Raw genomic sequence first — 19,606 nt, 5'->3', positions numbered from 1 at the left:
GCGGACCGAGGGAGAGGGCGCGACCGTGAGCGTCTACGACGAGCGGCCCTGGCTCGGGCTGTACGGCGACCTGGCGCCGGACATCACCCCCGAGCACGCCGACGGCCTGTCGCTGTTCGCCGCCGGGCTGGCGGCCGACCCGGACGGCGTGGCCGTGCACTACTTCGACGGCGTCGTCACCCGGCGCGAGCTCGACGAGGCCAGCGACGCCCTCGCCAGCGCGCTCCTGGCGCGGGGCTTCGGCGCCGGGGACCGCCTCGCGGTGTACCTGCAGAACGTGCCGCAGTTCGTCGTGTGCCTGGTGGCGACCTGGAAGGCCGGCGGGACGATGGTGTCCATCAACCCGATGAGCCGCGCCCGCGAGCTGACCTACCTGCTCGCCGACTCCGGCGCGACGGTGCTGGTCTGCCTGGAGCACCTGTACGACGAGGTGGCCCGCGACGTCCTGGCCGGCGAGGGCCACCAGGTCGGGCTGGTCCTCACCACCAGCCCGCTGGACCACCAGACCCGCGACGACGAGCGGCTGTTCGCGGGGCTCGAGCGACGCCGGCACGAGGGCACGACCGACCTCGCCGAGCTGATCGACGAGCACCGGGGCCAGCAGCCGCCCGCCGTCTCGTTCGCGCCCGACGACGTCGCGTTCCTCACCTACACCTCCGGCACGACCGGGGTGCCCAAGGGCGCGATGAACACCCACGGCAACGTGGTCTTCACGGCACAGACCTACCGGGACTGGGCCCGGTTCGAGGCCGGCGGGTCGATGCTGGGCATCGCGCCGCTGTTCCACATCACGGGGCTGATCGGCCACGTCGCGGTGAGCTTCGCGGCGCCGATGCCGCTCGTGCTGGCCTACCGGTTCGAGACGGACGTCGTCCTCGACGCGATGCTGGAGCACCGCCCGGCGTACACCATCGGGGCGATCACCGCGCTCAACGCCCTGCTGGGCTCCCCGCGGTTCACGCGGGAGCACGTCGAGTCCTTCCGGACCGTCTACTCCGGCGGCGCGGCGATCTCGCCCGCGGCCGAGCGCCGGTTCCGCGAGGCGACCGGGTTGCAGGTCCACAACGCCTACGGCCTGACCGAGACCACCAGCCCCATGACGCTGACGCCGCGCGGGACGCCGTCCCCGGTGGACCCGGGCTCCGGGGCGCTGTCGGTCGGCGTCCCGATCTGGAGCACCGTCGTCCGGATCCAGGACGAGGCCGGCGAGGACCTGCCGCTCGGGGAGGTCGGCGAGATCGTGGCCGACGGCCCCCAGGTGGTGGCGGGCTACTGGGGCAAGCCGGAGGAGACGGCGGCGAACCTGCCGGGCGGGGCACTCAGGTCGGGCGACGTGGGCTTCATGGACGCCGAGGGCTGGATCTACATCGTCGACCGCAAGAAGGACATGATCAACGCGTCCGGCTACAAGGTGTGGCCGCGCGAGGTCGAGGACGTGCTGGCCGAGCACGACGCCGTCCGCGAGTCCGCGGTGGTGGGCGTGCCCGACGAGAAGCGCGGGGAGACGGTCAAGGCCTTCGTCAGCCTCGTCCCGGGCTCGCAGGTCACGCCGGAGGAGCTGATCGCGCACTGCAAGGAGCGGATGGCGGCCTACAAGTACCCGCGCACCGTCGAGGTCATCGACGAGCTGCCGAAGACGGTGACCGGCAAGATCCTGCGACGCGAGCTCCGGGGGTAGGTGCCGTCCTGGTGCTCGAGCCCGGCCGAGCGGTGGCCTGGCGGACCGGGTGTCGGGCCGAGGCCCCGGGAGTACCTGGAGCTCCCGGGGTTCCCCGCCGAGCACCTCGAGGAGTACCTCGCACACCCCGCCGCCATGCTGGAGGCCCATCCCTGACGTCCCGAGGAGCGGCGCGTTGATCTACATCACCGTCAAGAAGAAGCTCAAGCCCGGCACCGCCGACGCCTACCTGGAGGCCGCCCGGCCCTTCCTCGAGGCCACGCGCGCCGAGCCCGGCAACAAGTGGTTCGAGCACTACCGCAGCGTCGAGGACCCCGACACCGTCCTGACGATCGAGGCCTTCGACGACGCCGCCGCCGGCGAGGCGCACGTCGCCTCGGAGCACTTCCAGGCCCTGCTCGAGCACGACCCGAGCAAGCAGTACGTCGCCGAGCGGCCCGACATCCTCTACGTCGACGTCCCCGACCGCGACGGCTGGGACAAGATGTCGGAGTTCTGAGCCCACCACTGCGCCGGTCGCGGTGTGACGGGCGCGAGCCGGCCTCAGGCCCGCTCGTGGACGGTGACGGTGTAGCCGTCGGGGTCGGCGAAGGCGAAGGTGACGCCGAACGGCCCGTCGACCGGGTCCGCCACCACCGGCACGCCGGCGTCCACGAGCCGGCGGTGCAGCGCCGCGGCGTCGGGGTCGCGGAACCAGACCCCGATGCCGCGGCCCAGGTCGCCGGCGTCGAGGTCCATGCCCTCGACGGGGGTGCGGACGGCGAAGGTCGTCGTGCCGTCGGAGAAGGCGACGGCGTGGGGGTTGGGGACGGGGATGCGCGTCATGCCGACGACGTCGGCGTAGAAGCGCGCCGACGCGTCGAGGTCGCGCACCTGGAAGGAGACGAAGTCGGGTCCGCCGATGGTCATGGGAGCTCCTCGTGGGTCAGAGTCAGTGTCAAGGTTGTGACACTCCGACGGTAGTGACAAACTCTTGACATGACAAGCCCCGGACTGGCCTCGCCCGCCGAGCAGCTGGGCCGGCTCGTGAAGGAGACGCAGGCCGTCCTGCACCAGCGGATGGACGAGGCGCTGCGACCGCTCGGCCTGAGCGTGGCGCAGTACGCCTGCCTGCAGACGCTGTCCGCCTCACCCGGTGCCACGGGGTCGGAGCTGGCGCGGCGCGTGTTCGTGACCCGTCAGGCGATGAACGTGATGGTCCAGGGCCTCGAGCGCCAGGGCATGCTCGAGCGCTCCGACGTCCCGGGCCCGCGCCGCGAGCGGGAGACCGTGCTGACCCCGGCCGGCCGGACCGCCCTGGACGGGGCGGGCGCCGCGGTGCGGCGGGTGGTCGACACGATGACCGGGGACCTCGCCGACGAGGACGTCGCCCAGCTGCTCGCGCTCCTCGGCCGGTGCCGCGACGCCCTCGCCGCGGGTTCCTGAACGACGCCTCAGGATCCCGCCGTACGGTCGAGGGTGATGAAGATCCGCCGTGCTCCGCTCGTCCTCGGCCACCTGCTGGCCGCCGCCCTGCTGACCCTGACCGCCTGCGGCGGCGGGTCCGGCGACGACGCCGACTCCCCGTCGGCCGACGAGTCCTCCAGCGAGGCCGGTCCCGACCTGGGCGACATCCCCGACGTGGTCGCGGAGGTCAACGGCACCGAGATCGGCAAGGAGCGGTTCGTCGCGGCGTACGAGGGCCAGCTGCAGCAGGCCTCCGCCGGCGGACAGACGCCGGACGTCGACGCGGTGCGTGAGCAGACCGCGAACGCCCTGGTCGACGCCGAGCTGCTCCGCCAGGAGGCCGAGGCGCGCGGCATCACGGTGACCCCCCAGCAGGTGCAGGCCGAGCTGGGCGAGCTCGCCGAGCAGAACCAGGTCGGCTCCGTGCGCGAGTTCGTCGACGCGGTCGAGGAGCAGGGCCTGTCCGAGGACGACGTCCGCGCCCAGGTCGGCACCCAGCTGCAGATCGAGCGGCTCGTGGTCGACGAGGAGGGTCCCCTCGACCCGACCACGCAGGAGCTCCGCTCGCTCTACCAGCAGGCGCGGCAGCAGCAGGAGCAACTGAACTCGCAGCTCGGTGAGGACCAGCAGCAGGAGGTCCCGCCGTTCGACCAGGTGCGCGGCCAGCTGCGCCAGCAGGCCGTGGGCCGCGAGCAGGCCCAGGTCGCCCAGCGACTCGCCCAGGACCTCCGCGAGGACGCGGACATCCAGCTGAACGTCTGATCAGGCGGCGCCGGGGCCCGCGTGCAGGGACACCCGGGCGGCAGTCGCGGTGCGGCCGTCGACGACTCCCGTCACGTCGATCACGGCCAGCGAGCGGCCGGCGTGACGGACGTCGGTGACGTAGGTGAGCGTGTCGCCGGCGCGGATGCCCCGGGTGTAGGCGACCCGGACCGACGCCGTGGTCAGGTGGGCCGCCACCGACCGACGGGCGACGAGCTCCGACAGGCAGAACGACATGCCGCCGTGGACGGTCCCGAGCGGGTTCGCGAGCAGGTCCGGCACGACGAACGGCTCGCCGTCGGCGAAGGCCCGGGCCAGCCACCCGATCGCGTCGTCGGCGTCGGCGACGGGCTCGTACGACGCCGGGACGGGCTCGGAGGCCAGCGGCACGAACCGCCCGCGCTGGCTGGTGACGGCCACCAGACGCCCGTCGTCGTCGGTCACCCGCCCCTCGGCGTACGCGCCCAGGGCGTCGGCGTGGAGCAGCGTCCCCGTGCAGTGGATCGCGCCGGAGGTCGGCAGCGGGGCGAGGAGGTCGAGCGTGATCTCGGCGCTGACCGACCACCCGCCCTCGGGCCGCGCCCCGATGAGGGCGTAGCCGAGGACGTCGTCCACCAGGACGCCGAGCGACCCGGCGGCGGTCGAGCCGTCGGCGCCGGCGAGCCACGGACCCGCCGGCATCGAGCCGGCCAGGCCGTCCCCGGTGGTGGTGACGGGCCCGAGGCGGAACAGGTCCTCCGGGCCGCCGGCGAGGACGGGCATCTGGTCGACGGTCTCGGGTGGGGGCACGGGCACGTGTATACCGACCCGGTGCCGCGGCCTGGACAACGCGCCCCGGCCCGGTGACGATGACGGCCCCGGTGCGCTCGGCCCGGACCGCCCGGCCGCCCGACACCGAGGACCCCCGTGCGACGCTCCCTGCGCCTCCTGCTCCCGACCGCCGTGCTCGGCCTGGCCCCCGTGGTCGGGGCGCCCGTCGCGGCCGCGCCGGTGGCGACCTGCGAGTCGGCGTTCCGTTGCGTCGTCGTCGACCCCCGCGACGACGCGTTCATGGGCTCGGCGAAGACACGTCGCCTCACGGACCTGCGGCGGGTGCGGTACCTCACGCCCCGCACCGACGACGGCCCGGTGGCGGTCCGCGTGGCGTGGCCACGGCTCCTGGACGGCGCCGGCGGGGAGCGGTCGCAGGAGCTCGGCGTCACCATGACGGCCCGCGACGGCCGGTTCTGGTCGGTGGTCGTCGACAACGCCGGCGACCTGGAGGCCTCCGAGCTGCGCGAGGGTGCCCACGACACCGTGCGGGTCCCCGACCCGGAGGAGTGGTCGGTCGACGTGGTCCCCGGCCGTCCGGGCCGGCCCGGCGTCCTGGAGGTCTCCTTCACCACCGAGTGGGTCCCCGTCTCCCGGGCGCGCTTCGGCGTCTGGGCGGAGACCGGCCACGCCCGGGACCAGGTGCGGAGGACCCCGCCGCTGGCGGTCGGCGGCTGAGGCGCGGGACGGGCCCCGTGCCGTCGCGACGGCGCGGGGCTCAGTCCCCCTTCACGTTCACCAGCTGGGTCAGGACGTGCTCCACGCGCACGAGGTCGGCGGCGTCGGCCATCACCTGGTCGATGTCCTTGTACGCCGCCGGGATCTCGTCGACGAAGGCGTCGGTGTCGCGGTACTCGATGTCACCCATCGCGGCCCGCAGGTCGTCGCCGGTGAACCGCCTGCGCGCCGCCGACCGCGAGTGGGTGCGGCCTGCGCCGTGCGGGGCGCTCTGCAGCGCGACCGGGTCGCCCCGGCCCGTGACGACGTACGAGCGGGTGCCCATCGAGCCCGGGATCAGGCCCCACTGGCCCTCCCGGGCGCTGATCGCGCCCTTGCGTGACAGCCACACCTCCTTGCCGAAGTGCCGCTCCCGCTCGGTGTAGTTGTGGTGGCACTGCACCTCGCGCTCGACCACGACGTCGCGTCCCGTCCAGTCCGTGAAGCAGGCGAGGACCCGCGACATCATCTCCTCGCGGTTGAGGCGTGCGAACTCCTGCGCCCAGCCCAGCTCGGCGACGTAGGCGTCGAACTCCGGCTCACCCTCGACCAGGTAGGCGAGGTCCTTGTCGGGCAGCGTGATCCACCGCCGCGCGCACTGCTCCTGCGCCACGGCGATGTGGTGCATCGCGATCTTGTTGCCGACGCCCCGCGAGCCGGAGTGCAGGAACAGCCAGAGCCGGTCGGACTCGTCGGCCGACACCTCGATGAAGTGGTTGCCGGAGCCGAGCGAGCCGAGCTGCAGCCGCCAGTTCGCGGCGTACGACGTGGGGTCGAGGCCGCGCTGGACGGCGAGGCCCTCCAGCGCCGCGATGCGCTCGGCGGTGCCGGGACCCCACTCGGACCTGTTGTAGCCGCCCGCGGACACCGGGACCTCGCCCTCGATCGCCACCCGCAGCGCGCGCCGGTCGAGCCCGTCGACGTCACCGCGGCCGACGTCGAGGCGCAGGGCCATCATCCCGCAGCCGATGTCGACCCCCACCGCGGCGGGCATGATCGCGCCGAGCGTGGGGATGACCGAGCCGACCGTCGCTCCCTTGCCGAGGTGGGCGTCGGGCATGAGCGCGAGGTGGGGGTGGATGAAGGGCATGCTCGCGGAGACCTCGGCCTGGCGGCGGGTGCCGTCCTCCAGGATCGAGGCCCAGATCTTCAGTCGCTTCGTGCTGTCCTTCGTGACCACGCCGACCAGGGTCCCCGAGGGGTGCCGCCGGCGACACCGGTTTTCGCCTCAGGCGGGCGGGCGGGCGTCGGCCCAGGGCCGCTCCCGCTCCAGCTGGGCCGCGAGCGAGAGCAGCACCGGCTCGCCGTCCGGCGGCCCGACGAGCTGGACGGCGAGGGGCAGCCCGTCGGTCGCGAACCCCGCGGGCACGGACGCCGCCGGGTTGCCGGTCACGTTCCACAGGGCGGTGTAGGCCGTGACCGGCAGCGAGCGGAGGGCGGCGCGGGGCAGGCGGGCGCCGTCCAGCACGCCGACGGGTGGCGGCCGGTGCGGGACGACGGGCGTGAGCAGCACGTCGTAGCCGTCGAAGACGCGGTTCACCCGGGCGGCGATCGCCTCGCCACGACGCACGGCCCACTCGACGACCCGGTCGGTCGCCCACGCGCCGACGCGCAGCACGTCCAGGGTCCGGGTCTCGACGAGGTGGGGGTGCTCGAGCGTGGCGACCTCGTGGCGGACGCCGCCGACGTACTGCGGCACGAAGGCGGCCGTGGTGTCCGGGTACGTCGGGTGCGCCTGCTCGACGTGGTGGCCGAGGCGGTCGAGCAGGTCGGCGGTCGCGTGGACGGCCCGGACGTGCTCGGGGTCGGGGCGCACGCCACGGGCCGGGGAGGCGACCGAGACCCCGATCCGCAGCCGGCCGGGCTCTCGCCCGGCGGCCTCGACGAACGAGCCGACGTCGCCGGCCCTGAACCGGTCGGAGGGCGTGGCGCCGCGGATCACGTCGTGCACCAGGGCGCTGTCGAGCACCGACCTCGCGAGCGGCCCGGCCGTCCCCAGCGCCCACCACAGGTGGGGGTGCGGGGCGGAGGTGACCCGGCCGCGCTGCGGCTTCAGGCCGAACAGCCCGCAGGCGGACGACGGGAGGCGGATCGACCCGCCGCCGTCCCCGCCGATCCCGACGGGGACGAGCCCGGCCGCGACGGCGGCGGCCGTCCCGCCGCTCGAGCCGAGCGGGCTGCGGGTGAGGTCCCACGGGTTGCGGGTCGCGCCACGCGAACCCGTGGCCTCCGACTCGGTGAAGGGCCACTGCCCGAACTCGGGCATCGCCGTCCGACCGACCACCACCGCGCCCGCTGCGCGCAGGCGCCGCACCAGCTCGGCGTCCTCCCGAGCGGGTGTGCTGTTGCCGCGACCGCCGTACGTCGTCACGGTGCCGGCGACGTCGACCTCCTCCTTGATCGCGACGGGGACGCCGTGCAGCGGTCCTCGCTCGGCGGCCGGCACCGCGTCGCGGGCGGCAGCCTCCGCCCGGGCCGCGTCGGCCAGGACGACGGTGAAGGCGTTCAGCCGAGCGTCGTGGGCCGCGATGTGCGCGAGGGCGGCGTCGACGAGCTCGGCGGAGGAGACGCGGCCCTCCCGGGCCGCCGTCGCCTGCCCTGCCACCCCGGCCCAGCGGAGGTCGTCGTCCGGTCCCGCGGTCGTGGTCACCGCCCGAGCGTAGGACCGCGCGGCGCCCCCGGTGCACACCGCTGGGTGGGTGCCCGTCGGGCCGTGCCTCCCCGCGCCGGGTGCGACCCCGGGCGGGGTCGCCGTGGTGGCATGGGCCCATGAGCCCCCTCGAGGTCGGGTGGCCGCTGCTGGTCCTGCTGGTCGTCCTGGTCGCCGCGGCGGCCCTCGTCGTCCGCGTCGGCGGGGTCGGGACGGTCCGTGACCCGCTGGTGGCCTCCGCCCGGGCGGGCGTGCAGCTCGCCGTCGTCAGCCTCGTGATCGCCGGGGTGCTGCGATCGATGGTCCTGACGCTCGCCTTCCTCGCCCTGATGACCGGCGTGGCCGCCGCGACGTCGTACCGGCGCGTCACCGGCCGGCTCGGCCCGGGCGCGGCCTGGCTGGTGCTGCCGGTCGCCGCCGGGGTGGTGCCGCCGGTCGGGGCGGCGCTGCTGCTCGGCGTCCTACCGCTCGAGCCGGTGGCCGTGCTGCCGGTCGGGGGCATCGTCGTCGGCGGCACGATGACGGCCACCACCCTCGCGGGCACGCGCGTGACGGAGCGGCTGGTCGAGCAGCACGGCCCCTTCGAGGCCGCCCTGGCGCTCGGGCTCACGGAGCCGCAGGCCGTGCGGTTCCTCGGCCGACCCGCCGCCGGCCTGGCGCTGGTGCCCGGCCTGGACCAGACCCGCACGGTCGGGCTCGTGACCCTGCCCGGCGCGTTCGTCGGCGTCCTCCTGGGCGGTGGGTCGGCGGTCGACGCCGGCGCGGCGCAGCTGCTGGTGCTCGTCGGTCTGCTGTACGCCCAGGCCGTCGCGGTGGCGATCACCGTCGAGCTCGTGGCCCGCGGCCGCCTGGTGGGCAGGGCGGCCGCCCGGTAGCCAGTCGTCGGTCACGATGGTGGCGTGACCGCCGCCCCCGACGACGGCCCCGGCTGGGGACGGGTCGACAAGCTGCTGCTCGCCGGGATCGGCCTCCGCACCGCCTACGGGGTCGCGATGCTCCCGCTGATCCCCGCGCTGATCGCCACCCGGCCGCTGCTGCTGACGCTGCTCAGCGGCTCGACCGTCGCCGAGGTGGCCCTGGGCGTGGAGGTCCGGGTCGGCGACACCCCGTGGCTGCTGGCGATCGGGGCCGCGATCCCGCTGTGGCTCGCCTCCGACTGGCTCTACTGGCTCGCCGGACGCCGCTGGGGCGACCGGGCGCTCGAGCTCCTGACCCGACGCAACGACAGCCGCCGTCGCGCGCAGCGCATCGAGCGGACGCACGCGGCCATGCACCGCCTCGGCCCGGCCGGGGTGGTGCTGGCGAAGTTCATCCCCGTGCCGCCCCAGCTCGTCTACGCCGTCGCGGGGACCGGCGGCATGCGGCTGCCGGTCTTCCTCCTGCTCAACCTGCTCGGCGTCACGCTCGCGGCGACGGTCGTGATCGGCCTCGGCTACGCCGTCGGGGAGCAGGCGGTCGGCCTCATCGAGGTCTTCCAGCGGTACGCCGCCCTCGTCAGCGGCGTCGTCGTGCTCGGGGTGCTGGCCTGGTGGGGGGTGCGCCGCCGGGTGGTCAGCCGCGCGCCGCGGACCGAGTGACGGGCCGGGTGACGGGCTGGGTGACGGGGGCGACCTCGTCGGTGGCCAGGTCGCGACCGCGGGTCTCCGGGAGCAGCCAGGCGCAGACGAGGCTGAGCAGCGCGACCCCGACCGCGTAGGCGGCGACGAGGCCGAGGCCGCCGTCCGCGCGCTGCACCAGCCACACCGCGACGAGCGGCGTCAGGCCCGAGGCCACGACACCCGACATCTGGTAGAGGAACGACAGCGCCGAGTAGCGGTAGCGGGTGTCGAACAGCTCGCTCCAGAACGCCGCGAGCGGGCCGTAGACCACGCCGTACACGACGCCGAGGCCGCCGACCATGACGAGGAGGACCCCCCACGCGGTGCCGCCGGCGACGAGCTGGGTGGCGGGGACGGCGAACAGCAGCCCGGCGACGGCGCCGACCGCGAAGACCGGGCGGCGGCCGAACCGGTCGGACAGCCCGCCCGAGACGAGCACCAGGACGACGCCCAGCGCGGCGCCGACCATGATCGCGCCGAGCACGGTCGAGCGGTCGACCCCCACGACGTTGACGGCGTGGGCGAGGAAGAACACCGAGAACAGGTTGAAGGTGAAGCCCTCGATGAAGCGGGTGCCCATGCCCAGCAGCAGGTGGCGCGGCTGCGAGCGGATCACGTCGAGCACCGGGGTGGCGCTGACGTGCTTCTGCTCCTGCACCTTCTGGAAGGACGGCGTCTCGGCGATGCTCAGGCGGATCCACGCGCCGACCGCCAGCAGCACGATCGACACGACGAAGCAGGCACGCCAGCCCCACGCGAGGAACTGCTCGTCGGGCAGCTGGCTGGCGATCGTGAAGGCCCCGGAGGCGAGGAAGAGCCCGCCGGGCACGCCGATGTGCGCGAAGCTGCCGAACCAGCCCCGCTTCTCCTCGGGGGCGAACTCGACCGCCAGCAGCACGGCGCCGCCGTACTCGCCGCCGATGCCGATGCCCTGGAGGATGCGCAGGACGACGAGCAGGATCGGCGCCCACACCCCGATCTGGTCGTACGTCGGGAGCAGGCCGACCGCGGTCGTGCCGAGGCCCATGATCAGCAGCGTCCAGATCAGCATCTTCTTGCGGCCGACCCGGTCGCCGAAGTGGCCGAAGATCAGCCCGCCGACGGGGCGGGCCACGAAGCCGACGGCGAACGTGCCGAACGCGGCGAACTGCGCGGCGGGGCCGTCGAGGCCGTTGAAGTAGAGCCGGTCGAAGACGAGGCCCGCGGCCGTGCCGTAGAGGAAGAAGTCGTACCACTCGATGACGGCGCCGACGGACGACGCGGCGGCGACGCGGCGTGGGTCGGGCCCGTCGTCGGCGGCGGTGCCGGCGGGCCGGGGCGCGTCGGTGGGGACGTCGTGGACGGTCACGGGGTCTCCTGCGGGTCGACGGACTAACAGTAGTGACTCGCTAGAGATTGAAGGGTCGGCCTGTTGCCGGGCAAGTTGAGACCGTCCCCGCGCCATCGCCTCGGGCGAGGAGGGGGTCGGCGGGACCTCTCACCGCGGTGTCGTGGCGCCGCGGTGACCGAGGCGGCAGAGTGGACGGCGTGAGTGACTTCAACAGCCAGGTCATCGCCGAGTTCCGCCAGAACGACGGCACGGTCACGACGGCGGGCTTCGGCCGCTCGCTGATCCTCGTCCACCACGTCGGGGCCCGGTCTGGCACGGAGCGCGTCACGCCGCTCGTGCCGGTCCGCGACTCCGAGGACACCTGGCTCGTCGCGGCCTCCAAGGCCGGGGCGCCCGACAACCCCGCCTGGTACCACAACCTGCTCGCCCACCCCGACGTCACGATCGAGACCCCGGACGACGGCGTCGTCGACGTGCACGTCACCGAGCTGACCGGCGACGACCGTGACACCGCGTGGCGGAAGTTCACGGACATGAGCGACGGCTTCCGCTCCTACGAGGAGAGGACGACCCGCACCATCCCCGTCCTCGCCCTCACCCGGCGCTAGGGCAGTGCGCGTCGTCGTCACGGGCGGGGCCGGTTTCCTCGGCGCCGCGCTCGTCCGCCGGCTGCTGGCCGAGCCCGTCGCCGTCGGCGGCGCCGCCCCGGCGGACGTGAGCCGCGTCGAGGTGCTCGACCTCGTGGGGCCGCCGGACGACGTCGTGGCCGACCCGCGGGTCGCCGTCCGCACCGGCGAGCTGGCCGACACGCTCGGCGGGCTGGAGGACGCCGACCTCGTCCTGCACCTCGCCGGTGTCGTCAGCGGTGCCGCCGAGCAGGACTTCGACCTCGGCGTGCGGGTCAACCTCGACGGCACGCGCGCCGTCCTCGAGTGGTGCCGGGCGCGGCCCGAGCCGCCCGTGCTGGTGTTCACCAGCTCGCTCGCGGTGTTCGGCGCCGACCCCGCGCACCCGCCCCCGGACGTGGTGGACGACGACACGATGCCGCGCCCGCAGTCGAGCTACGGCGTCCAGAAGTACGTCGGGGAGCAGCTCGTCGCCGACTACGCGCGCAAGGGCTTCGTCCGGGGCCGGTCCGTGCGGCTGATGACCGTGACGGTGCGCCCGGGACGGCCGAACGCGGCGGCGTCGAGCTTCCTGTCGTCGATGGTCCGGGAGCCGGTGGCGGGCGAGCGGGCCGTCGTGCCCGTGCGACCCGACCTCCCCGTCGCCCTGTCCTCCCCGGCGCGCACGCTGGAGGGGATCCTCCGCGCCGCGGCCGTCGACGACGAGACGTGGGGGAGCCGGACGGCGATGAACCTGCCGTCGCTCACCGTGACGCCGGCCGAGATGGCCGCCGCGCTGGACCGCGCGGTGCCGGGCGCTGCCGACCTGCTCGACTGGGAGCCGGACCCCGCCGTCGAGGCCATCGTCGGCAGCTGGCCGGGCGTGTTCGTCACCCCGCGCGCCGAGGCCCTCGGCCTCACCGCGCCCGCCTCGTTCGACGAGGTCGTCGCCGAGTTCCTGGACCAGCGCGGCGCCGGGCGGCGCTGACCTCCACCCGCGGCAACGGAGGCGATCGGTGTCTCCCAGGTGCAGCGATCGCCTCCGTCGAGGGGCTGTGGAGAGCCGCTGGCGGGCCGAGCGCCGAACGGCGACGCTCGCCTCGTGCCCGCCCTGCCGCCCCCCGTCACCTCGCTCCTCGCGGAGCAGGACGGTGTCGTGTCACGGCGGCAGCTGATCGGGCTCGGTGCGACGGGCTCGGACCTGCGCTGCTGGCTCCGGCACCGCCTCCTGGTGACGGTCCACCCGGGCGTGTACGTCGACCACACCGGTGAGCCCACGTGGTGCCAGCGGGCGTGGGCCGCCGTCCTGTACGCCGCGCCCGCAGCACTGGCCGGCACCTCCTCCCTGCTCGCGACGCTGGGTGCCTCCAGGCAGCTCGACGCCCGGGCGCCGATCGCGGTGGAGGTCGAGCACGGCCGCACCCTCGAACCGCCCGAGGGTGTGGTCATCGGTCAGACGCGGCACCTGGACGCCCGGGTGCAGTGGAACCGCCGGCCTCCCCGGGTCCGTCTCGAGGAGGCGGCCCTCGACGTCGCCGGGGCCGCGGACGACGACCTGGCCACGTTCGCGGTCCTCGCCGAGGTGGTCTGCGCCCGGCGGACCACGGCGGCGCGCCTCGCCGAGACCCTCGGACGACGGCACCGGCAGCGCCGCCGCCGCATCCTCGCAGCGGTGGTGGCCGACCTCGACGAGGGCGCTTGCTCCGTGCTGGAACGGGCCTACCTGCGGGACGTCGAGCGGGCACACGGCCTGCCGCGCGCCGGACGACAGGTGAGGGCCTCCTCGCGGGGCGCGATCTTCCGCGACGTCCTCTATCGCGCCTTCGGCGTCGTCATCGAGCTCGACGGCCGCGCGGACCACACCCGTCTGCACGACCGCGACCGCGACCTCGACCGCGACCTGGACGCCGTCGTCGACGGGCTCGTCACCGCTCGGCTCGGCCACGGCCAGGTGCTGGGCCGGCCGTGCGCGACCGCTGTGCGGGTCGGGCGCATCCTGCAACAGCGCGGGTGGACGGGTGAGCCGCACCCCTGCCCGCGTTGCGCCTGATCAGCGGAGGTGATCGTTGTCTCTCAGAGACACCGATGGCCTCCGCCGATGCTCACGACACCTGCGCCAGCAGCGCCGTGACCGCGGCGTCCGGGTCGGTGTCGCCGCCCGTCATCCCCAGCAGCGTCCGCAGCGGGATCGGGCCGACGAGGGCGCGGGTCCCGCGGTCGGTGACCATCGCGTCGGCGCCGGGCACGGCCCCGAGCGCGGCGCGGACCACGGGCCCGCCGGTGGGGTGGGCGAGCCACTCGTCGAGGGTGGAGGCCTCGTCCAGGCGGTCGACCGGGGCGGGGACGGCGAGCTCGAGGTCGGCGTGCAGCAGCAGGTCGCGCGAGCTCGACCCCACCCAGACGCGGAACGTGCCCGGCTCGACCCGCCAGCCGGTGGGCGACCAGAACGCGAACGCCCGCTCGTCGAGGTCGAGCACGACGGTGCGCTGCTCACCCTGGGCGAGGTGGACCTTGGTGAACGCCCGCAGCTCGCGCGGCGGACGGTCGACCGACGCCTCGACGTCCTCGACGTAGACCTGCACGACCTCGCTGCCCCCGCGCGAACCGGTGTTGGTGAGCGACAGCTCGACCCGGGCCCGCGCCACGGCCGGGTCGTCGACCTCGACGACGAGGTCGTCGTACGAGAACGTCGTGTAGCCCAGCCCGAACCCGAACGGGCGGGCGACCTCGCGGTCGGTGGCGTCGTAGTGGCGGTAGCCGACGTACACCCGCTCGCCGTACCGCACCACGCCGTCGCTGCCGGGCCAGTTCAGGTGGGCCGGGGTGTGCTCCAGCGCCAGGGGGATCGTCTCGGCGAGCCGCCCGCCCGGCTCGTCGCGGCCGAGCAGGACGTCGGCCGTCGCCGACCCGCCCGCCTGCCCGGCCAGCCATGTCTCGAGCAGGGCCGGCGCGCGGCCGACGGCCCCGTCGAGCGTCACGACCGAGCCGTTCGCGAGGACGACGACGGTGCGGGGGTTGGTGGCCAGGACCCGCTCGGCCAGCCGCAGCTGCGTCGCCGGCAGCGACAGGTGGGTGCGGTCGAAGCCCTCCGACTCGTCCTGCGGCGGCAGGCCGAGGAACAGCAGGACGACGTCCGCGCGCTCGGCGATGGTCACCGCGTCCTCGTGGAGGTCCTCGTCGACGTCGTCGCGAGGGTCCGGGTCGAGGCTGTAGCCGGGTTGGAAGAGCACCTCGCGGTCCGTGCGCTGCCGCAGCGCGCGCAGGGCGGTGTCGAGCCGGGTCGGGACGATCTTCGAGCTGCCCGCGCCCTGGTAGCGCGGGGTGGTGGCGAGCTCCCCGACGACGGCGATGGTGCCGCCGGACGCGGGGTCGAGCGGCAGCAGCCCGCCGTCGTTCGACAGCAGCACCGTCGACGACACCGCGACCCGACGGGCGAGCTCGTGGTGGGCGTCGTGGTCGACGGCCGGCACCTCGCCGGCGCGTCCCGCCCGCAGCCGCTCGTGGACGCCGAGGACCCGCTCGACCGCGGTGTCCAGCACGGCCTCCTCCAGCGCGCCGGCGCGCACCGCCGCGACGAGGGCGGCCGGGCTCCGCCCACCGGTGCCGGGCATCTCGAGGTCCAGCCCGGCGGCGACGGCCGCGACGGGGTCGACGACGGCGCCCCAGTCGGACACGACGTACCCGTCGAAGCCCCACTCGTCGCGCAGCACGTCGGTGAGCAGCCAGGGGTGCTGCGAGGCGTACGTGCCGTTGACCCGGTTGTAGGAGCACATCACGGTGGCGGGCCACGCCTGCGTGACCACCCGCTCGAAGGCGGGCAGGTAGGTCTCGCGGAGCGTCCGCTCGTCGACCTCGACGGACACCCGCATCCGGTCGGTCTCCTGGTTGTTGGCGGCGAAGTGCTTCACCGAGGCGCCCACGCCCTGGGCCTGCACGCCCTCCACCCACGCCGCCCCGAGGACGCCGGCGAGCAGCGGGTCCTCGGCGACGTACTCGAAGTTGCGCCCGCACAGCGGCGACCGCTTGAGGTTGACCCCGGGCCCGAGCAGCACGTCGACGCCCAGCGCCCGCGCCTCCCGCCCGAGGGCGGCGCCCATCTCCCGCAGCAGGTCGGGGTCCCACGACGAGCCGGTCGCCGCGGCGGTGGGGAAGCTCGTCGCGGGCTCGCTGTCGTCCAGGCCCAGGTGGTCGCCGGCCCCGCGCTGCAGCCGGACGCCGTGCGGGCCGTCGGTGAGGACGGCGGCCTCGACCCCGGCGTGCTCGACCCCGCGGGTGCGCCAGAACGAGGCGCCGGACAGCAGCCCCGCCTTCTCCTCGAGGGTGAGCCGGGAGAGCGCTGGGTGGGCCACGGGTGCTCCTCGCGTCGTCCGGCCGGAGCCGGAGGGGGCGGTCGGGCCTATCGTGCCCGGGCCGGCACATCCCGACCGCGAGGAGACGTCATGACCGACCGCGACCCGAGCGTCAGCCGTTTCCCCGTGCCCGACCTCGCCGACGTGCCGGCCGACGTCCGCGAGACCATCCTCGCCGTGGCGGAGAAGTCGGGCTTCGTCCCCCACGTCTTCCTCGCGCTCGCCCACCGGCCCGCGGAGTTCCGGGCCTTCGTCGCCTACCACGACGCCCTCATGGAGTCCGACGGCAACCTGTCGAAGGCCGACCGCGAGATGATCGTGGTCGCGACCTCCAACCTCAACCGCTGCCAGTACTGCGTGGTCGCCCACGGCGCGATCCTCCGCGTCCGCGCGAAGGACCCGCTGGTCGCCGACCAGGTCGCGGTCAACCACCGCAAGGCCGACATCACCGAGCGCCAGCGCGCGATGCTCGACTTCGCCGTGAAGGTCACCACCGCGTCGTACGACGTGGGGGAGGGTGACTTCGCCACCCTCGCCGGTCACGGCTTCACCGAGGCGGACGTCTGGGACATCGCCGCGATCGCCGGGTTCTTCGGCATGTCGAACCGGCTCGCGAACGTCGCGAACATCCGGCCCAACCCGGAGTTCTACCTGCTGGGCCGGGTGCCGAGGTCCTGAGGTGGACGCCGGGGAGGGGGAGCGCACCACCTGCGCGGTCGTCGGCGGCGGCCCGGCGGGGCTCGTGCTCGCGCTGCTGCTGGCCCGCGCGGGCGTCGAGGTCACCGTGCTGGAGAAGCACGCCGACTTCCTCCGCGACTTCCGCGGGGACACCGTCCACCCCTCCACGCTGACCGCGCTCGAGGACCTCGGGCTGTTCGAGCGGTTCGACGCGCTGCCGCAGACGCGGCTGCGGCAGGTCGCGGTCCCGACGCCGTCCGGCGACGTCGTCATGGCGGACTTCGGCCGGCTGCGCGAGCCGCACCCCTACGTCGCGATGGTGCCTCAGTGGGACCTGCTCGACCTCCTCGCGGACGCCGCCGCCGCCGAGCCGACGTTCACGCTGCGCCGCGAGCACGCCGTCACCGGGTTGCTCCGCGAGGGCGGTCCCGCCGGCCGCGTGACGGGCGTGGCGTACGACGCCCCGACGGGCCCCGGCAGCCTGGCCGCCGACCTCGTGGTCGCGTGCGACGGCCGCACCTCGGTGGTGCGGGAGGCCTCCGGGCTCGCCGTCCGCTCGTTCAGGGTCGGCTTCGACGTCTGGTGGTTCCGCATCCCCACGCGGCACCGCGTGGCGGGGTCGCTGGTGCCGCGCCTGACGCCGGCGGGCGTGCTGATCGGGATCCCGCGCCGCGGCTACCTGCAGGCGGCGTACCTCGACCGGAAGGGCCGCGACGCGGAGCTCCGCGCGGAGGGTCTCGACGCGTTCCGCCGGCGCATCGCGGCGATCGTGCCGGAGCTCGCCGGCGACCTCGCCGCCGTGGAGTCCCTCGACGAGGTGAAGGTGCTCGACGTGCGCCTCGACCGGCTGCGGCGCTGGGCGGCGCCGGGCGTGCTGTGCCTGGGCGACGCGGCCCACGCGATGTCGCCGGTCGGCGGGGTCGGGGTCAACCTCGCGATCCAGGACGCGATCGCCGCCGCCCGGCTCCTCGCCACGCCGCTGCGCACGGGCGCCTTCTCCCGCGGTGCGTGGCCGACCGCCGCCGTGGCCGCCGTCGAGCGGAGGCGCCGGATGCCGACCGTCGCGATCCAGACGCTGCAGCGGGTCCTGCACCGCCGCCTGATCGAGCCGGCCGTCGCGGGACACGTCGAGGGTCTGCCCGCGCCCCTGGTCCGGCTGGTCCGCCGGCTGCCGGCGCTCACCCGCGTGCCCGCCACCCTGATCGGGGTCGGACCCCGTCCCGAGCGGGTGCCCGGCTGGGCCCGGCGCCCGGCCGGTCCGTCGGACTAGGCCAACGACTCCAGCACCGCCGCGATCCGCCGGTCGCGGGTGGCCTCGGCCTTCGCCGACGCCACGGCCTGGGCGTGGGCCCTGCGCCTGCTCGGCGCGAGCGCGTCGAAGGCCGCCCGGGCCCCGGGCTGCGCGTCCAGCGCGGCGGCGAGCGCCTCGGGGACCTCGACGGTGCGCGGGGCGTCGTCCACCTCGAGGCGGACCTCGACCTCGTCGCCTGCGCCGCGCCCGGTCGCCCTCCGCGTCTCGGCGTTGAAGGAGACGAGCACGCGACCGCCCGTCGACCCGGTCGTCGTCGTCCACGTGTAGCCGTCGACGGTGGCCCGCACCGGCACGCGCTTGCCGCGCCCCAGCGCCTCCAGCACCGCGTCGGGCACGACGATGCCGACGTTGTTGCCGCCGGTGGCCTCGAGCGTCGTGGTGAAGGTCTGCACGGTCGGTGAGCCCACGTCGTCGTCCTGTCAGTACCGGACGACCGGCTTCAGCACCTCGCCGGACTCGCTCGCGGCGAAGCCGTCGTTGATGTCGGCGAAGTCGAAGTGCTCCACGAGCCGGTCGAACGGGAAGCGGCCCTGCTCGTAGAGGCTGATGAGCCGCGGCACGAAGACCTGCGGGACGGCGTCGCCCTCGATGACCATGTGCAGCGTCTGGCCGGACAGCAGCGTGGTGCCGATGTCGACGGCGCCCTCGGTGCCGGGCGTGGTCGCGCCGACCATGGCGCCGTGGCCGAGGGTGCCGAGGCAGTCGGACAGCTGCCGGAACACCGCCGGGACGCCGGTGGTGTCGAGGGCGAAGTCCGCCCCGCCGCCGGTGATCTCGCGGATCCGCTCGACGGGGTCGCCGTCCGTGGGGTCGACGGTGTGGGTGGCTCCGAGCTCCTCGGCGAACGCGCGGCGCGAGGCGACCGGGTCGACGGCGACGACGGTGCCGGCCTCGGCGACCACGGCCGCGAGGACCGCGGCCATCCCGACCGCGCCCGCCCCGAAGACGACCACGCTGGACCCGGCGGGCGGGTCCAACCGGTTGAGGATCGCGCCCGCCCCGGTCTGGATGCCGCAGCCCAGGGGGGCGAGCAGCTCGAGGGGAGCGGTGTCGGGGACCTTCACCAGGCAGCGCTCGTAGACGTTCGCGTGCGTCGCGAACGAGGACTGGCCGAAGAAGTGCGACGTGACGGTCCCGCCGTCGTCCCCGGTGTACGCCGCGCTGCCGTCGGGGCGGCGTCCGGAGAAGTTGAGGTCGTAGAAGGAGGCGCAGTACGCCGGGTGCCCGCTCAGGCAGAGGTCGCACTGCCCGCAGCTCGCGAAGCTCATGACGACGTGGTCGCCCACCCCGACACGGCTGACGCCCTCGCCGACGGCCTCGACGACGCCGGCGCCCTCGTGGCCGAGGACGGCGGGCAGCGGCACCTCGTACCACTGGTCCCGCACGATCGCGTCGGTGTGGCAGATCCCGCTCGCCGCCATCCTGACCCGCACCTCACCGGGTCGTGGGTCGTCGAGCTCGAGCTCCTGCATCACGAGCGGCTCGCCCTTGCTGGGCACGACGGCGGCGGTGACCTTCACGGTTGTCTCCTCGGGCTCGGGTGCCCGCCAACCTAGCCCCGGTGTGTGCACCTCGGCGGTCGTGAGTTCACGGAGCCATGTGTGGGGGGGGGGGGGGGCCGCCGGGGGGGGGGGGGGGGCCCCCCCCCGGGGGGGGGGTGGGGCCCCCGCG

The 19,606-nt window shown here is 74.9% G+C and carries 20 protein-coding genes; 12 read left to right on the top strand and 8 right to left on the bottom strand.

All coding sequences use genetic code 11. The features are described from left to right. The first annotated feature begins 25 nt into the window (after positions 1-25). Both MJ876_RS06680 and MJ876_RS06675 read left to right on the top strand, forming a co-directional pair. Positions 26-1,678, top strand: a complete 1,653-nt coding sequence (locus tag MJ876_RS06680) for an AMP-binding protein (RefSeq protein ID WP_240235449.1) — start codon at positions 26-28, stop codon at positions 1,676-1,678. Positions 1,679-1,853: 175 nt separating this feature from the next. Continuing rightward, the gene (locus MJ876_RS06675) at positions 1,854-2,177 is read left to right on the top strand and encodes a putative quinol monooxygenase (RefSeq protein WP_240235448.1); all 324 of its coding nucleotides are present in this window, start codon (positions 1,854-1,856) and stop codon (positions 2,175-2,177) included. Between the two features lie 44 nt (positions 2,178-2,221). Here the strand turns inward: MJ876_RS06675 and MJ876_RS06670 are convergent, their stop codons facing one another. Then, positions 2,222-2,587, bottom strand: a complete 366-nt coding sequence (locus MJ876_RS06670; RefSeq protein ID WP_240235447.1) for a VOC family protein — start codon at positions 2,585-2,587, stop codon at positions 2,222-2,224. 69 nt (positions 2,588-2,656) lie between these two features. Here MJ876_RS06670 and MJ876_RS06665 point away from each other — a divergent pair, with 69 nt between their 5' ends. Both MJ876_RS06665 and MJ876_RS06660 read left to right on the top strand, forming a co-directional pair. Then, entirely contained in the window at positions 2,657-3,103 is a 447-nt protein-coding gene (locus MJ876_RS06665; protein ID WP_240235446.1) for a MarR family winged helix-turn-helix transcriptional regulator, read from the top strand. 36 nt (positions 3,104-3,139) lie between these two features. Continuing rightward, on the top strand, positions 3,140-3,886 hold the full coding sequence (locus MJ876_RS06660; protein ID WP_240235445.1) for a SurA N-terminal domain-containing protein: 747 nt from the start codon (positions 3,140-3,142) through the stop codon (positions 3,884-3,886). Here MJ876_RS06660 and MJ876_RS06655 read toward each other — a convergent pair whose 3' ends face one another. Continuing rightward, positions 3,887-4,675, bottom strand: a complete 789-nt coding sequence (locus tag MJ876_RS06655; RefSeq protein ID WP_240235444.1) for a PaaI family thioesterase — start codon at positions 4,673-4,675, stop codon at positions 3,887-3,889. A gap of 117 nt (positions 4,676-4,792) precedes the next feature. Between MJ876_RS06655 and MJ876_RS06650 the strand changes: the two genes are divergently transcribed. Then, entirely contained in the window at positions 4,793-5,374 is a 582-nt protein-coding gene (locus MJ876_RS06650) for a hypothetical protein (protein ID WP_240235443.1), read from the top strand. Between the two features lie 40 nt (positions 5,375-5,414). Here the strand turns inward: MJ876_RS06650 and MJ876_RS06645 are convergent, their stop codons facing one another. Both MJ876_RS06645 and MJ876_RS06640 read right to left on the bottom strand, forming a co-directional pair. Further along, positions 5,415-6,593, bottom strand: coding sequence for an RtcB family protein (locus MJ876_RS06645; protein ID WP_240235442.1), 1,179 nt, complete (start codon positions 6,591-6,593; stop codon positions 5,415-5,417). A 48-nt stretch (positions 6,594-6,641) separates the two neighbouring features. Then, positions 6,642-8,063: an amidase gene (locus MJ876_RS06640; protein WP_240235441.1), complete on the bottom strand. Its 1,422-nt coding sequence runs from the start codon at positions 8,061-8,063 to the stop codon at positions 6,642-6,644. A gap of 119 nt (positions 8,064-8,182) precedes the next feature. On the opposite strand from MJ876_RS06640, the gene MJ876_RS06635 reads away from it, so the two are divergent. Both MJ876_RS06635 and MJ876_RS06630 read left to right on the top strand, forming a co-directional pair. Further along, positions 8,183-8,938 carry an ABC transporter permease gene (locus tag MJ876_RS06635; RefSeq protein WP_240235440.1) on the top strand — a complete coding sequence of 252 codons (756 nt, stop codon included), beginning with the start codon at positions 8,183-8,185 and terminating at the stop codon, positions 8,936-8,938. A gap of 24 nt (positions 8,939-8,962) precedes the next feature. Beyond that, positions 8,963-9,640: a DedA family protein gene (locus MJ876_RS06630; RefSeq protein WP_240235439.1), complete on the top strand. Its 678-nt coding sequence runs from the start codon at positions 8,963-8,965 to the stop codon at positions 9,638-9,640. Here the strand turns inward: MJ876_RS06630 and MJ876_RS06625 are convergent. Continuing rightward, positions 9,615-11,009, bottom strand: coding sequence for an MFS transporter (locus tag MJ876_RS06625; protein WP_240235438.1), 1,395 nt, complete (start codon positions 11,007-11,009; stop codon positions 9,615-9,617). The two genes, MJ876_RS06630 and MJ876_RS06625, sit on opposite strands and share 26 nt — an antisense overlap. A 179-nt stretch (positions 11,010-11,188) precedes the next feature. Here MJ876_RS06625 and MJ876_RS06620 point away from each other — a divergent pair, with 179 nt between their 5' ends. The 3 genes from MJ876_RS06620 to MJ876_RS06610 all read left to right on the top strand — a co-directional run bounded on the left by MJ876_RS06620 (position 11,189) and on the right by MJ876_RS06610 (position 13,646). Further along, a complete protein-coding gene (locus tag MJ876_RS06620) occupies positions 11,189-11,599 on the top strand; it encodes a nitroreductase/quinone reductase family protein (RefSeq protein ID WP_240235437.1) in 411 nt (136 codons plus the stop codon). Positions 11,600-11,603: 4 nt separating this feature from the next. Next, positions 11,604-12,584: a D-erythronate dehydrogenase gene (gene denD, locus MJ876_RS06615; RefSeq protein WP_240235436.1), complete on the top strand. Its 981-nt coding sequence runs from the start codon at positions 11,604-11,606 to the stop codon at positions 12,582-12,584. Between the two features lie 114 nt (positions 12,585-12,698). Beyond that, positions 12,699-13,646 (top strand): hypothetical protein, encoded by a 948-nt coding sequence (locus MJ876_RS06610; protein ID WP_240235435.1) that lies wholly within the window; start codon positions 12,699-12,701, stop codon positions 13,644-13,646. A gap of 52 nt (positions 13,647-13,698) precedes the next feature. Here MJ876_RS06610 and MJ876_RS06605 read toward each other — a convergent pair whose 3' ends face one another. After that, positions 13,699-15,945: a glycoside hydrolase family 3 C-terminal domain-containing protein gene (locus MJ876_RS06605; RefSeq protein WP_240235434.1), complete on the bottom strand. Its 2,247-nt coding sequence runs from the start codon at positions 15,943-15,945 to the stop codon at positions 13,699-13,701. A gap of 90 nt (positions 15,946-16,035) precedes the next feature. Between MJ876_RS06605 and MJ876_RS06600 the strand changes: the two genes are divergently transcribed. Next, positions 16,036-16,623: a peroxidase-related enzyme gene (locus MJ876_RS06600; RefSeq protein ID WP_240235433.1), complete on the top strand. Its 588-nt coding sequence runs from the start codon at positions 16,036-16,038 to the stop codon at positions 16,621-16,623. A gap of 1 nt (position 16,624) precedes the next feature. Beyond that, positions 16,625-17,893 carry an FAD-dependent oxidoreductase gene (locus MJ876_RS06595; protein WP_240235432.1) on the top strand — a complete coding sequence of 423 codons (1,269 nt, stop codon included), beginning with the start codon at positions 16,625-16,627 and terminating at the stop codon, positions 17,891-17,893. Here the strand turns inward: MJ876_RS06595 and MJ876_RS06590 are convergent. Beyond that, on the bottom strand, positions 17,890-18,342 hold the full coding sequence (locus tag MJ876_RS06590; protein WP_240235431.1) for a YdeI/OmpD-associated family protein: 453 nt from the start codon (positions 18,340-18,342) through the stop codon (positions 17,890-17,892). The two genes, MJ876_RS06595 and MJ876_RS06590, sit on opposite strands and share 4 nt — an antisense overlap. Positions 18,343-18,354: 12 nt before the next feature. Then, the gene (locus MJ876_RS06585; protein WP_240235430.1) at positions 18,355-19,455 is read right to left on the bottom strand and encodes an NAD(P)-dependent alcohol dehydrogenase; all 1,101 of its coding nucleotides are present in this window, start codon (positions 19,453-19,455) and stop codon (positions 18,355-18,357) included. Between the last annotated feature and the right edge of the window lie 151 nt (positions 19,456-19,606).

This window comes from Nocardioides sp. CFH 31398 (genome assembly GCF_022436705.1).
Classification (GTDB): domain Bacteria; phylum Actinomycetota; class Actinomycetes; order Propionibacteriales; family Nocardioidaceae; genus Nocardioides.
This window is presented reverse-complemented; position numbering and strand designations above follow the sequence as displayed.

What these genes read in the sequence shown, in the direction of transcription:
- MJ876_RS06670 (WP_240235447.1), bottom strand. Translation starts at nt 2,587, where the DNA reads ATGACCATCGGCGGACCCGACTTCGTCTCCTTCCAGGTGCGCGACCTC.
- MJ876_RS06665 (WP_240235446.1), top strand. Translation starts at nt 2,657, where the DNA reads ATGACAAGCCCCGGACTGGCCTCGCCCGCCGAGCAGCTGGGCCGGCTC.
- MJ876_RS06660 (WP_240235445.1), top strand. Translation starts at nt 3,140, where the DNA reads ATGAAGATCCGCCGTGCTCCGCTCGTCCTCGGCCACCTGCTGGCCGCC.
- MJ876_RS06635 (WP_240235440.1), top strand. Translation starts at nt 8,183, where the DNA reads ATGAGCCCCCTCGAGGTCGGGTGGCCGCTGCTGGTCCTGCTGGTCGTC.
- MJ876_RS06600 (WP_240235433.1), top strand. Translation starts at nt 16,036, where the DNA reads ATGACCGACCGCGACCCGAGCGTCAGCCGTTTCCCCGTGCCCGACCTC.